The following is a 14,122-nucleotide window of genomic DNA, read 5'->3' on the forward strand; positions in this document are numbered from 1 at the left end:
GCTTTCATTTTTATCAAGGCAAATAACTACTATTTTTATCTATTCTTTGTCAGGAATGACTTTAAAGAGATAGTAGGTGATAAAGACAGTCAAGGCTCCCAGACCGATTTTGACTGGCAAAAGAGGGGCAAAATAAATAGAAATCCCCATCAAGATATAGATAGATACGATGATTTTTTTCTTTCGTTCTCGCGCGATTGACTTGGTTTCCCGAAAGTCCGCTACATAAGTCTGATAAAGCTTTGTATGATAAAGCCAGTCTTCAAAACGCTTAGAAGATTTTGAAAAGCAAGCGATAGCTAACAAAAGGAAGGGCGTTGTTGGTAAAAGTGGTAGGACAACTCCAATAACAGCTAAAGCCAGTGAAATAAAGCCAATACAGAGATAAATGATACGCATAATTTCTCCTAGATAAATTACTCTTCCTCTAGTTTCGCACACAAGGGGGAAATTTGTCAAGCTTCAAGTAAAAAGAGCCTGAAATTCATTTTCAGTACTCTGCATTTTATTTAATTTTTTCCTCTTCGTAATCGCCATTACTACATACAACCTGCTTACCACCACCACGGACTTTTTTCTCCACCAGGAAGTGTCCGCATTTTGGACAGTCACGGCCAATTGGTTTGTCCCAGGAAGTAAACTCACATTCTGGGTAACGATTGCAACCATAGAAGATACGATTGCGCTTGGTTTTGCGTTCGATGATTTGTCCTTGATGACAGCTTGGACACTCGACTCCAATCTCTTTGACAATTGCTTGTGTGTGACGGCAGTCTGGGAAATTGCTACAAGCATAGAATTTACCAAAACGTCCTAGCTTAATCACCATCGGACTACCACAAACTTCACAGTCAAATCCAGCTGGCTCATCCTTGATCTGGATTTTTTCCATTTCGGATTCAGCCTTGGCTACTTCTTTAGAGAATGGTTTATAAAATTCATCAATGACACGTTGCCACTGCTCTTTTCCAACTTCGACATCATCCAGTTTTCCTTCCATCTCAGCTGTGAAGGTCACGTTTACGATATCTGGGAAGTATTCAACGATGAGTTTATTAACAATTTCCCCCAACTCTGTTGGTTCAAAACGTTTTGCTGCCAAACGAACGTAGTAACGTTTTTGGATAGTTTCAATGGTCGGAGCGTAGGTTGACGGACGTCCAACTCCATTTTCTTCCAAGGTCTTGATAAGAGTCGCTTCCGAATAGCGAGCTGGAGGTTGAGTGAAATGTTGTTCTGGCTTGCTATTGACCTGCTTGACCACATCTCCAACAGCCATATCTGGCAACATCTTGTTCTTGTCAGAGTCGTTGTAGATAGCAAGATACCCATCAAACTTAACTTGGCTTCCATTCGCCGCAAACTGAACCCCATTTTGAGATAGCTTAACAGCCATGGTATCAAAGATAGCAGCTGTCATCTGGCTAGCCACAAAACGGTTCCAGATAAGGGTATAAAGTTTGAGCTGGTCTTTGTCCAAGTACTTAGCGATGATTTCTGGTGTGTTAAAGACGCTAGATGGACGAATGGCTTCGTGGGCATCTTGAGCACCTGAGGCATTCTTGACCTTGCTACCATGCTTGGAATACTTGCTACCAAAACGGTCGTTAATGTAGCTTGCCGCTTCGTTCTGAGCCACAGGACTGATACGAGTCGAGTCTGTACGCATATAGGTAATCAAACCTTGCACACCCGATCCGATATTGATCCCTTCATAAAGCTGCTGAGCCACCATCATGGTCTTTCGAGTACGGAAATTAATTTTGTTAGCCGCATCCATTTGCATGGTTGAGGTCGTATAAGGTAGGGGCGCATTGCGTTTGCGTTCTTTCTTATCTACCTGGTCTACTGTGAAATCTTTGCTAGTCAAATGGGACAAGACTTCTTTGACTTCTTCATTAGTGGTCAATTTCATCTTTTTGCCATTCATACCATAGAAAGAAGCCTGAAATTGCTTGGTTCCCTTCTTAAAGACACCATCAATTGTCCAGTATTCTTCTGGTTGGAAGGCATTGATTTCATTTTCTCGGTCAATGATGAGCTTAAGGGCAATAGACTGCACACGCCCTGCTGATAAGCCCTTCTTGACCTTTTTCCACAAAATTGGCGAAATCGAATACCCTACCAAGCGGTCCAAGACACGACGAGCTTGTTGGGCGTCGACCAAGTCCATGTCAATCTTACGAGGCTCTTTAAAGGCATTTTTTACTGCGTCCTTGGTGATTTCATTAAAGACTACACGGTTGGCATCATTCTCATCCAAGTTGAGAATGTGAGCCAAATGCCAGGAAATTGCTTCTCCTTCACGGTCCGGGTCACTCGCCAGAAAGACTTTATTGGCCTTTTTGGCTTCTTTTTTCAGATCATTGATGAGAGGGCCTTTGCCTCGGATATTGATATACTGCGGTTCATAGTTATTTTCAATGTCGACTGACATACTGGATTTCTTCAAATCACGGATATGTCCGACACTGGCTAAAACCTTATAATTTCTGCCTAGATATTTCTCAATCGTTTTCGCCTTAGCAGGCGACTCCACGATGACTAGATTTTTTTTAACTGTTGATTTTTTCTTCTTTGTTGCCGTAGCCACACTATCACACCTTTTCAAAGTAATAAACTTTATAAAGTGTAAACCATTTTTCTATAGCTGTCAAGACCTAAGTCCTATATATAGAAGAAAAGTTTATCTGAGGAAACAAATTTCTCCTTAAAATTCAAACTCAGCCAACACATCTTGACCACTGCTAATCAACTTTGCTCCCTCTTGGATCAGGTGGTGACAGCCATCTGAATGGCCATCTAAAATGTTTCCTGGAATGGCAAAAATATCACGCCCTTCCTCCATAGCTCGCTCACAGGTGATGAGACTACCAGAACGCATCCTTGCCTCTGCTACAATCACACCACGGCAAAGGCCAGCAATGATGCGATTACGAGCTGGAAAGTGAAATTTCAAGGGCTCGTCACCAGGTCCATACTCGCTAAGTACCAAATGGTGATTGCCAATGTGTTCCTGCAAACGTTTATTGGCTCGGGGATAAAAAACATCCAATCCTGTTCCAATCACTGCAATTGTTCTTCCTCCATTCTGGAGTGCAGCCATATGGGCAGCCGTATCAATCCCTTTGGCCAAACCACTGACCACGATTAACTCGTTTTCCAAACCTTGAATGACTTTCTGGACCGACTTTGCTCCCTGACTAGAACATGAACGACTCCCTACAACAGCAACCTTTGGAAATTTCAACAGGTCTAGATTTCCTTTATAAAACAAGAGCGCTGGAGCATCATAAATCTCACTCAGATCCCAAGGATAACAGTCATCAAGAATCGAGAAGGATGGAAATTTTTGGAACTCCTTCTCCAACTGAGCATCATCTATCTGGAAATAGCGTTCCATAAAGACAGCAGGATTACGGCATCCAGATATTTCTGCAATATCACCTAGTAAGAGCTCCTGATCTACAGTCTCGTCGTATTCAAGAACAGTTAAAATTTGTTGATTGGTCAGCCCAGCTTTTCTCAATTTATAAATCTCATAGTTTGTAATCTTCATATACAACTCCATTTCTTTTTCTACTCATCTATCTATTCGTAAAAAAAATAAAAAGAAGACCAAGAATCTTCTTTTTTTCATTTATTCAGATTTAGTAGTTGACCAGCTACTTTCAACCATCGGTAAGATTGTTTTTAAAGTTTCCCCATCCCCTTCAAGTGAAACATAGCGGATTTTACCATCATTTGATCGGAAAACCCAGGTAACGAGGTATTTCCCTGACTTAGCAATTGCATTGACAACATAGGCTTCATAGCCTCCAATGGTCGATTTGGAGCCCCAAACCTTACTGAAATCAGAGCTTTGTTCCTTGGAAGTTAAAATACTAGATGAGACAGTCACAACATCCAGTTTAGCATACTCTTCTTCGCTGATATTAAACTGCTCAGCCTTAAAGGTATTCAGCGTAACAATGTTGATATCTGTTCCATCACTATACTGTATATCATTTCCACCTTCTACTTCATGGAATCGAACCCATGATTTGGGTACCTTGACAAAACCATACTCATTCGAGCCGATGATTTGCGTCTCTTCCTTTTTCGCTTCAGAAACAGCAGAACTAGAACTACTTGTTTCCTGACTGCTAGAAGAACTAACAACTGCAGTCGAACTTTCTTCGGTTGCTGTTTGCGAATTATTGGAGCATGAAGCTAGAAAAACACTAGCAGTAACTACAGTACCTAAAATTAATAATTTTTTCATCCTACCACCTTTCCATCTGCATTATAAGAAAAATAAGGACTTCTGTCAAATTCTAACCTAATCTATTCTGTTAGCTTCCGATTTTATCACTCTCATTTAAAGCAAAAACTCTTGAAAAATCTTCAAGAGTTTTATTTTATAATTCTATTCTTCATCCATGCTCAAGACGCTGAGGAAGGCTTCTTGTGGGACTTCTACTGATCCGATAGCTTTCATGCGTTTCTTACCAGCTTTTTGTTTTTCAAGAAGTTTACGCTTACGAGAAACGTCACCACCATAACACTTGGCAAGTACGTTTTTACGAAGGGCCTTGATATCCGTACGAGCCACAATTTTGTGTCCAATAGCTGCTTGAATCGGCACTTCAAATTGTTGGCGAGGGATGATTTTCTTGAGCTTATCAACGATGAGTTTCCCACGTTCGTAGGCAAAGTCCTTGTGAACGATAAAGCTAAGGGCATCGACCTTATCACCATTGAGAAGGATGTCCATTTTGACCAGCTTAGATGGACGGTACTCTGACAATTCATAGTCAAAGCTTGCATAACCACGTGTCGAAGACTTGAGCTTATCAAAAAAGTCAAAGACGATTTCAGCAAGTGGAATTTGATAGATAACATTGACACGATTGTCATCAATATAGTCCATGGTCACAAAGTCCCCACGTTTGCGTTGAGCTAATTCCATAACTGCTCCGACAAACTCCTGCGGTACCATGATTTGCGCCTTGACATAAGGTTCTTCAATGGTCGCGATCTTAGTCGGATCTGGAAATTCAGAGGGGTTAGACACATCCATAGACTCACCGTCAGTTTGGTTAACCTTATAGATAACAGACGGAGCTGTCATGATGAGGTCAATATTGAACTCGCGCTCTAAACGCTCTTGGATAACATCCATATGGAGAAGTCCAAGGAATCCACAACGGAAACCAAATCCAAGGGCCTGAGATGTTTCTGGTTCAAACTGCAGGCTGGCATCGTTGAGCTGCAATTTTTCAAGGGCTTCACGAAGGTCATTGTACTTGTTTGATTCGATTGGATAAAGACCCGCAAAGACCATAGGATTCATCTGCTTGTATCCATCTAGCGGTTCTGCCGCTGGATTGCTTGCTAGAGTAACTGTATCACCCACGCGCGTATCTTGAACCGTCTTGATAGAAGCCGCAATATAACCAACGTCACCAGTCGCAAGAAAATCACGACCAACTGCTTTCGGCGTGAAAATACCGACCTCCGTCACATCAAAGATCTTGCCATTGCTCATGAGCTGAATCTTATCGCCAGGTTTAACCACTCCGTCCATAACACGCACTTGCAGGATAACCCCACGATAAGCATCATAAACTGAGTCAAAAATTAAGGCTTTTAATGGAGCTGAAACATCACCAGTTGGAGCTGGCACTTTTTCAACGATCTGCTCAAGAATCTCTTCAATACCAATACCAGCTTTGGCTGAAGCCAGGACCGCTTCGCTGGCATCTAGTCCAATGACATCCTCAATCTCTGTACGCACACGCTCTGGATCAGCTGCTGGTAGATCAATCTTGTTAATGACGGGCAAGATTTCCAAATCATTATCCAATGCTAGATAAACGTTGGCAAGTGTTTGTGCTTCAATCCCTTGGGCCGCATCAACCACCAAAATTGCTCCTTCACAGGCTGCTAGTGAACGCGACACTTCATAGGTAAAGTCCACGTGCCCAGGTGTGTCAATCAAGTGGAAAATATAGGTCTCACCATCTTTCGCAGTGTAATTAAGCTCAATGGCATTGAGTTTAATGGTAATCCCACGTTCACGCTCAAGATCCATACTATCCAGAAGTTGGGCTTGCATTTCACGACTAGAAACCGTCTCCGTCTTTTCCAAAATGCGGTCTGCTAGCGTTGATTTCCCATGGTCAATATGGGCGATAATAGAGAAGTTTCGAATCTTCTCCTGTCGTTTTTTTAATTCTTCTAAGTTCATGATGCTCTTCCTTTCAGGGTATCTATTAATTATAAATTGTTTTTAACATTTTGACAAGACCATACCCTGCTAGGAGTACTAATCTTCGGCAATAAAGCCATCATTTTCGATAAAGTGGTGTTCGGTCATTCCTTGGTCTGTAAAGATGATTCCATGAAGGACACCACCATAGACAGCTCCTCCATCCATACCAATCTTGCCATCCTCTGTTATCCAAAGCTCAGCTGTACCTCGGTCTTGCTTGAGCAAACCATAAACCGGTGTATGCCCAAAGACAATCGTTTTTCCAGTATGATTTTCAGCTTCGTGGAATGGTTTTCTGAGCCAGACTTTCTTGTAATCTGTTGTTTCATGCCACTCATCCAAAGTTAAATCAATACCTGCGTGAACAAAGATATATTTGTCTGTCTCTACTACAAATGGCATTTGACGAATAAATTCGACCAAGTCTGCCGCTTCAGTCGCAACACGCTTGGCATCTTCTACGCCATCAACTGGTGCATCCAAGGGACGACCTAAAATAGAGTTAATAGTTGTATCTCCACCATTGCGACGATAATGGTCATAGCTTTCTTCTGGGTCATCGAGCCAAGTCAGAAACATATACTCGTGGTTTCCTGATAGACAGATAGCTCCTTGATTGTCGACCAAGTCTTTGACCATTTCTAGAACACGGCGACTGTCTTCACCACGGTCAATCAAATCCCCTAGAAAGAGCAACTGGGTGTGACCATCCCATGTTTTGAGAAGGTCTTCCAGCATACCTGCTTTTCCGTGAACATCTCCAATTACATAATAGTCTGTCATTTATTTCTCCCTCGTTTGCAATAATTCTCTAGCTTGGGTAAGGGCCGCCTCTGTTACATTTTGCCCAGCCAACATTTTAGCAACTTCCTCTACTCGTTCTTCTAAAGTCAAGAGACGAACTGTCGACACCGTTGAGTGCTCATCGCTAATCTTCTCAATAAAGAATTGATAATCCGCGATGGCAATCACTTGTGGAAGGTGAGAGATAGCAAGAACCTGACCATGCTGGCCAATCTTATGAATTTTTTGAGCAATGGCCTGGGCTACACGACCTGAAACTCCCGTATCCACCTCATCAAAGACAATACTGGTCTTGCCTTCCTTACGAGAAAAGGCTGACTTGATAGCCAACATAAGGCGGGATAATTCCCCACCAGATGCAACTTTGACCAAAGGCTTAAAGTCTTCACCTGGGTTGGTGGAAATGTAAAACTCGACCGTTTCATTCCCCTCACGACTAAATTTGCCCTTGCTAAAGCGAACTTGAAATTGAGCCTTCTCCATATAAAGATCTTGCAACTCTTGTTTTATCTCAGCTTCTAGCTGCTGGGCCAAGTCATGGCGAGCTGATGCAAGCTGCCCTGCCAAATCAACAAGATTAACTTCCAATTTCTTGAGCTCTGCTTCCATATCTTCGGAAGAAAGGTTATTTCCAGTCAAGAGATTGTACTCATCCGTAATCTTGGCAAAATAAAGCAAAACGTCGTCCACAGTTCCACCATACTTGCGAGTAATAGTATTCAGAAGATCTAAGCGATTCTCAACCTGCATGAGGCGATTGCCATCAAAATCCAAGTCATCAATAATATCTTCCAAACGCTTGGTAATATCTTCTAAAACATAGTAGGTTTCTGATAGAGAACTTGAAATTTCACGGTATTCAGGGTCATACTCTTCGACACTTTCCATGTCATTCATGGCTGAACGGACATTAGCAAGACTGGAGAATTCCTCATTGTCTAACATGCTATAGGCATTGGTTAGCGTATCCGCAATATTTTTATGATTGAGGAGTTTATCTCGTTCTTGGTTGAGAACCAAGTCTTCACCAGCCTGCAAGTTTGCAGCCTCAATCTCTGCCATTTGAAATTCCAACATCTCAATACGAGCCTTGTGTTCCTGTTGGTTTTTCTTGACTTCCAAAACCTGCTTACGCATTTTGCGATAGGCATCAAAGCTCGTCTGATAGGTCTCCTTCAAGTCCAAGAAAGCAGCATCACCAAACTCATCCAACATCTGGATGTGCAGTTGAGGACGCATTAACTCCTCTTGGTCATGCTGACCATGGATATCCACAAGGTGTTGCCCAATAGCACGCAAGACAGAAAGATTGACCATCTGACCATTCACACGACTAACACTACGACCATTTTGCAAAATTTCCCGGCGGATGATAATCTCATCACCCAATTCTAAACCTTGCTCTTCAAAAAGTTCCTGTAAAAGGCGACTATTTTCAACCGAAAAAAGCCCCTCAATCTCTGCCTTTGGCGCACCATGACGAATAACGTCTGTCGTTGCACGAGCCCCCAACATGAGATTCATAGCGTCGATAATGATAGACTTTCCAGCACCCGTTTCCCCGGTTAAAACAGTCATACCCTTTTCAAAATTGAGCGAAATCGCCTCAATAATGGCAAAGTTTTTTATCGAAATTTCAAGTAACATACTGACCTACCATTTTTTGACTTGTTCAACAATTTCTTCAGCTGCCTCTGCTGTTCTAGCTACAATTAAGATAGAATCATCATCAGCTAGACAGCTAAAAATCTGTTCAGAAAATGCTTCAACCAACTGACTCTTCACAAAAATAGTATTTCCAGGAATGACAGCAAGGTTAATCATATTTCCCATTAACTCAGAACTCACAATATTGTCCTCAGCCAATTGCAAACTCTTGACGATTGATTTTGGCAACTCATAGATATAGGTGTTGTTCTTCAAAGGAATTTTAACAATCCCAAGCTCTTTGATGTCCCTTGAGACAGTGGCTTGAGTAGCAGAAATACCTGCTTCCTTCAAATGCTCAACAATTTCTTCCTGAGTCCCGATTTGATAATCCGTAACAAATCTTCTAATTTTTTCAAGTCTCTCTTTTTTATTCATCTTTAAATTCTCTATGTGCTCTCTCTACAACTTTTTCTATTTCAGGGGCAACTTGGTTACTTGCTCCCTCTTCCTTTTTCAAATATACCAGAAATTCGATGTTTCCATGTCCACCTTGGATTGGTGAATAGTCTAATCCAAGCACTGAAAAACCTTGTTCAACTGCCATAGCAGTGACAGATTCAAGGACAGTTTGATGAACCTTAGCATCTCGAATGATTCCATTTTTCCCAATCTGCTCACGACCTGCTTCAAACTGGGGTTTGACAAGTGCCACCACCTGACCTTGATCAGCCAAGACACGATGCAAAGCAGGCAAAATCAGACTGAGGGAAATGAAACTCACATCAATACTGGCAAAGCTTGGTTCCTGCTCAAAATCAGTCTTTTCAGCATAGCGGAAATTAAACTGCTCCATGCTAACAACCCGAGAATCTTGGCGCAGTTTCCATGCTAACTGATTGGTACCGACATCGACTGCAAAGACTAACTCAGCACCATTTTGCAACATGACATCAGTAAATCCTCCAGTGGAAGCCCCAATATCAATCGTGGTTGCTCCCTCGACTGACAAATCAAAGACCTCCAAGGCCTTCTCTAGTTTTAGACCACCTCGACTGACATACTTGAGTTTTTCACCCTTGAGTTTTAGTTCAGTATCATCTGGGATTTTTTCTCCTGGTTTATCAAAGCGTTCTCCATTAAGGACTGCTACGACTAGTCCAGCCATGACACCGCGCTTGGCCTGTTCTCGCGTTTCAAACAAGCCCTGTTTATAAGCTAGTACATCCACTCTTTCCTTAGCCATTGATTCTCAAACTTTCTACTACTTTCACAATCGATTCTGTTTCAAAGGGAACCTGCTGGGCAATTTCTTCTAATTTAGCCTCGGCTTGATCCAGAGTTTCGTTACAAAAGGCAATAGCCTCTTCCAAGCCCAACAAGGCAGGATAGGTTGATTTTTCAGCTTGTAAATCCTTTTGTGGAGTCTTGCCGATTTCCTCAAAACTAGCTGTCACATCCAGCACATCATCTCGAACTTGAAAGGCCAGCCCAATCAATTCACCAACCGTTTTCAGTTTTGCTTGGATTTCTGGCGCTAATTCTGCTATGATAGCAGCGGCTTGGAAAGGATAGGCTAGTAATTTTCCAGTTTTATTGGCATGAATGGTCTGGAGTTCTTCCAAGGACAAATGCTGGTGTTCGCCTTCCATATCTAAAACCTGACCTGCTACCATGCCTAGACTTCCTGAAGCAAGGGATAAGTTGGCAATCAGATCCACCTTGATCTGACTTGGCAAATCTGCCTGCGCTATCAAGGCATAGGGATCTAGGAACAAGGCATCACCTGCCAATATTGCCATCGCTTCGCCAAATTTCTTGTGATTAGTCAAGCGTCCCCGACGATAATCGTCGTCATCCATAGCTGGAAGGTCATCGTGAATCAAGCTCCCTGTATGAATCATTTCCAAAGCCGCAGCCACCTGGGCATGAGCTGGTCTAATAGCGACTTGCAAGGCTTCCAGAACTTCTAGCAAGAGAAAAGGCCGAATACGCTTGCCACCAGCATGAATGGAATAGAGAACGGACTCTCGCAAACTAGAAGCAAACTGCTGGTCTCCATAAAAATCTTCCAAAGCCGACTCCACAAGAGCTAATTTTTCTTGCTTCTTCATTCAAAATCACTTTCTGTTCCGTCTTCTTGCATGACCTTGACCAAGGTCTTTTCAGCCTTGTCCAGCGTCGCTTGGAGCTCTTTTGACAAGACCATGCCCTTTTGAAAGGCAGCAATCGCATCTTCTAGAGCGATTTCACCATTTTCCAAACTTTGGACAATGGTTTCCAGTTCTGCTAGATTTTCCTCAAATTTCTTTTGTTTTGACATCTTTAACCTCTAATTCTACTTGACCATCTCGCATCAAAAGCGTTACTTGATCTTTTTTCTTCAAACTCTCAACCGAATCGACTACTGACTCTTCTTTTTTGACAATAGCATAACCACGCGCCACGATTCGACTGGTATCCAACATCAGAAGTGCTTCCGAAAGTCGCTTGACCTCCGCAACCTTGGCATCATAAACCAGCGCCATTTGGCTACGTAGGAGCTTGTCCAACTGACCTAACCGGTCTTGATAGCGTTGGATTTTGGTAACAGGTGATAATTGCACCAATTGGTGTGTCCTTGCTTGGACTAGTTGGTTGCTGTCAGAAATCCGTGTTCGCAAACTTTGTTTTAAGCGCAGTTGCAGCTGATCCAACCGTTGCAAATAACCATCATACAAGCGCTCTGGCTGTCTAAAGATGACTGACTGACTGCATTTTTTCAAAGATTCTTGTTTCTTAGATAGGACATTTCGGACTGCCGTAGCCATCCGTTTTTCCTGATTTTGCAAATGAGCCAATACATCCAACTTGGTCACAGGTGTTGCTAGTTCAGCTGCAGCCGTTGGGGTCGCAGCACGACGATCGGCCACAAAGTCTGCCAAGGTCACATCCGTCTCATGCCCCACACTCGAGATAACTGGCAAACGAGATTCAAAAATAGCTCGTACCACGATTTCTTCGTTAAAAGCCCAGAGATCCTCAATGGAACCCCCACCACGACCAATGATGAGAACATCTAGGTCCTCACGCTGATTAGCACGCGCAATATTTCGAGCAATTTCCTCCGCGGCTCCATCACCTTGTACCTTAGTCGGATAGAGAAGGATATCAACACCAGGGAAACGTCTGCTGACGGTCGTGATAATATCTCGAATAACAGCTCCACTGCGACTGGTTACCACACCGATTCGCTTAGTAAACTGGGGAATAGGTTGCTTGAATCTCTCTTGAAACAGGCCTTCTTCTGTTAATTTTTTCTTGAGTTGTTCAAACTGAATCGCAAGCGCTCCAACTCCATCAGGTTCAGCCTTCTCAATGATGATAGAGTAGCTCCCACTCGGTTCATAAACCTGAACACGCCCAATCACATTGATCTTCATCCCTTCTTCCAGGTCGAAACCTAATTTTTGATAAATCCCAGACCAGATGGTCGCTTGAATGACTGCATGGTCGTCTTTTAGAGAGAAATATTGGTGAGTAGGTCGTTTACGAAAGTTGGAAACTTGACCAGTTAAATAGACCCGTTCCAAGTAAGGGTCTTTATCGAATTTCATTTTCAGATACTTGGTCAAAGTTGTTACCGATAAATACTTTTCCATCTCCACCTACTATTCATTTTCTTGCTTTTCCATGGGTATTATTATACCAAAAACATGCTTAAAAATCACCTTTTTCCTACTGAAACTAAAGGAAAAATAGAAAAAGGAGGCATTGCCTCCTCATCTGATTATTTACTGTTTCGCGCTTCTTCCAAAATCTTTGCAATCTTAGTGGTCAAAAGGTCGATAGCAACGGTATTGCTGACTCCCTCAGGAATGACGATATCGGCATAACGCTTGGTCGGCTCAATGAACTGGTGGTACATGGGTTTGACCACACCCAAATACTGATCAATAACGCTATCCAGACTACGGCCACGCTCCTCCATATCACGCTTGATACGACGAATAATGCGCACATCATCATCTGTATCCACAAAAATCTTGATATCCATCAAATCTCGCAGACGCTTGTCCTCCAAGACCAAAATCCCCTCAACGATAAAGACATCCTGAGGCTCCTGACGATAGGTCTTGCTACTCCGTGTATGTTCTGTATAGTCATAAGTCGGGATGTCCACCGGGCGCCCTGCCAACAATTCCTTAATCTGCTCGATCATCAAGTCTGTATCAAAGGCAAATGGATGGTCGTAGTTGGTTTTGACACGCTCTTCAAAGGTCAAGTGAGACTGATCCTTGTAGTACGAATCATGCTCAATCATGGAAATCTTTTCATCAGGAAAGTGAGATAAAATGGCTCTTGAAACACTGGTTTTACCACCACCAGAACCACCTGTCACTCCGATAATGATTGGTCTATTTTGCATGCTATCCTCCGTTTTTTTATCCGTCGTCTATTCTATCATATTTTTTACAAAATTTATAGTCTGATTTGGATAGTCTAGGGGAAACAAATCCATCCCCACACTCCAGTTAAACTAGCCAAAAACTTTCCTTGGCTTGTAAAGATTGTCCCTTTTTTCTAGAATAGCTAGCAATGTACCTCCTTCAAAGGCAGCCAATTCTTTGTCTGTTTGGTCTAGCTCGATAAAACGACCAAAGCGCACTTCTGTAGCTTGTTCTGGAGTTAGGAAAACTTTGACAAGGTCACCTATTCCAATCTCTAGAGGATGGAGAAAGTCCAGTTGACCAGCCTCCACTTTTGCAGCAATTTCATTCAAAGTCAAGGCATCTTCTAACTGTAAACCTGCTGCACTCGTCCGAGTCAAATGGGACATATGGGCCGCATAACCCAGCTTCTCTCCCAAATCAACTGACAAAGTACGGATATAAGTCCCCTTACTACATTTCACACGAAATGTAAAACGTGCAAGGTGATCCTCATAAGAAATCGGACTTGTTCGTTCAAATTGATAAATGGTCACCTGACGTTCTGGACGCTCCACTTCCTGACCAGCACGCGCATACTCATAGAGCTTGCGACCATTGACCTTGACAGCCGAGTACATAGGTGGAATCTGAGTAATAGTCCCAGTCAGACTAGCAATCGCTTCATCGACAATGGTTTCATCAAAGGGCGACAAAACAGGGGTCTCCGTGACCACTTCTCCACTTGCATCCTCGGTCGTCGTTGAATAACCAAGAGTGATCTCCCCCTCATAGACCTTACCCTCATCCTGCATAAATTCGACCATGCGGGTCGCCTTGCCAACCGCAATGGGCAAAACACCCACCACATCTGGATCCAAGGTCCCACCATGACCAATTTTCTTGGTTCCCAAAATCTTGCGTAGCTTAAAAACCGCGTCATGCGAGGTCATCCCCGCTTCTTTTTTTAAGTTGATAATACCGTTCATGTGTTGCTTTCTAGTTT

General features: G+C 42.8%; 14 protein-coding genes. All 14 read right to left on the reverse strand.

The genetic code is table 11. The annotated features are described in order from the left end of the window. Window positions 1-39: 39 nt before the first annotated feature. The 14 genes from O3652_RS03045 to truB all read right to left on the reverse strand — a co-directional run bounded on the left by O3652_RS03045 (window position 40) and on the right by truB (window position 14,105). A complete protein-coding gene (locus O3652_RS03045; RefSeq protein WP_001220351.1) occupies window positions 40-399 on the reverse strand; it encodes a YbaN family protein in 360 nt (119 codons plus the stop codon). 106 nt (window positions 400-505) lie between these two features. After that, window positions 506-2,593, reverse strand: a complete 2,088-nt coding sequence (topA, locus tag O3652_RS03050; RefSeq protein WP_125413128.1) for a type I DNA topoisomerase — start codon at window positions 2,591-2,593, stop codon at window positions 506-508. 117 nt (window positions 2,594-2,710) lie between these two features. Further along, complete coding sequence (dprA, locus tag O3652_RS03055) at window positions 2,711-3,559, reverse strand: DNA-processing protein DprA (RefSeq protein WP_125413129.1); 849 nt, start codon at window positions 3,557-3,559, stop codon at window positions 2,711-2,713. Between the two features lie 81 nt (window positions 3,560-3,640). Next, the gene (locus O3652_RS03060) at window positions 3,641-4,264 is read right to left on the reverse strand and encodes a hypothetical protein (protein ID WP_000734766.1); all 624 of its coding nucleotides are present in this window, start codon (window positions 4,262-4,264) and stop codon (window positions 3,641-3,643) included. Between the two features lie 144 nt (window positions 4,265-4,408). After that, complete coding sequence (gene lepA / locus O3652_RS03065; RefSeq protein WP_001047194.1) at window positions 4,409-6,232, reverse strand: translation elongation factor 4; 1,824 nt, start codon at window positions 6,230-6,232, stop codon at window positions 4,409-4,411. A gap of 78 nt (window positions 6,233-6,310) precedes the next feature. Next, window positions 6,311-7,039 (reverse strand): metallophosphoesterase family protein, encoded by a 729-nt coding sequence (locus O3652_RS03070; protein WP_371590056.1) that lies wholly within the window; start codon window positions 7,037-7,039, stop codon window positions 6,311-6,313. Beyond that, complete coding sequence (gene recN / locus O3652_RS03075) at window positions 7,040-8,707, reverse strand: DNA repair protein RecN (RefSeq protein WP_125413130.1); 1,668 nt, start codon at window positions 8,705-8,707, stop codon at window positions 7,040-7,042. It lies immediately after the preceding gene. Window positions 8,708-8,713: 6 nt separating this feature from the next. Beyond that, complete coding sequence (locus O3652_RS03080) at window positions 8,714-9,145, reverse strand: arginine repressor (RefSeq protein ID WP_001034390.1); 432 nt, start codon at window positions 9,143-9,145, stop codon at window positions 8,714-8,716. Then, a complete protein-coding gene (locus tag O3652_RS03085; protein ID WP_084944565.1) occupies window positions 9,138-9,953 on the reverse strand; it encodes a TlyA family RNA methyltransferase in 816 nt (271 codons plus the stop codon). Before O3652_RS03085 ends, O3652_RS03080 begins: the two co-directional genes overlap by 8 nt. Continuing rightward, window positions 9,946-10,821, reverse strand: coding sequence for a polyprenyl synthetase family protein (locus tag O3652_RS03090; RefSeq protein WP_125413131.1), 876 nt, complete (start codon window positions 10,819-10,821; stop codon window positions 9,946-9,948). Before O3652_RS03090 ends, O3652_RS03085 begins: the two co-directional genes overlap by 8 nt. Continuing rightward, window positions 10,818-11,030, reverse strand: a complete 213-nt coding sequence (locus O3652_RS03095; RefSeq protein WP_000043226.1) for an exodeoxyribonuclease VII small subunit — start codon at window positions 11,028-11,030, stop codon at window positions 10,818-10,820. Before O3652_RS03095 ends, O3652_RS03090 begins: the two co-directional genes overlap by 4 nt. Then, window positions 11,008-12,348, reverse strand: coding sequence for an exodeoxyribonuclease VII large subunit (gene xseA / locus O3652_RS03100; protein ID WP_125413132.1), 1,341 nt, complete (start codon window positions 12,346-12,348; stop codon window positions 11,008-11,010). The genes O3652_RS03095 and xseA overlap by 23 nt, the downstream gene beginning before the upstream one ends. Before the next feature lie 128 nt (window positions 12,349-12,476). Next, on the reverse strand, window positions 12,477-13,115 hold the full coding sequence (udk, locus tag O3652_RS03105; protein WP_001181376.1) for a uridine kinase: 639 nt from the start codon (window positions 13,113-13,115) through the stop codon (window positions 12,477-12,479). 111 nt (window positions 13,116-13,226) lie between these two features. Further along, window positions 13,227-14,105, reverse strand: a complete 879-nt coding sequence (truB, locus tag O3652_RS03110; RefSeq protein ID WP_125413133.1) for a tRNA pseudouridine(55) synthase TruB — start codon at window positions 14,103-14,105, stop codon at window positions 13,227-13,229. Window positions 14,106-14,122 lie beyond the last annotated feature (17 nt).

Origin of the sequence: Streptococcus sp. 27098_8_23 (assembly GCF_041432195.1) — a bacterium.
Classification (GTDB): Bacteria; Bacillota; Bacilli; order Lactobacillales; family Streptococcaceae; genus Streptococcus.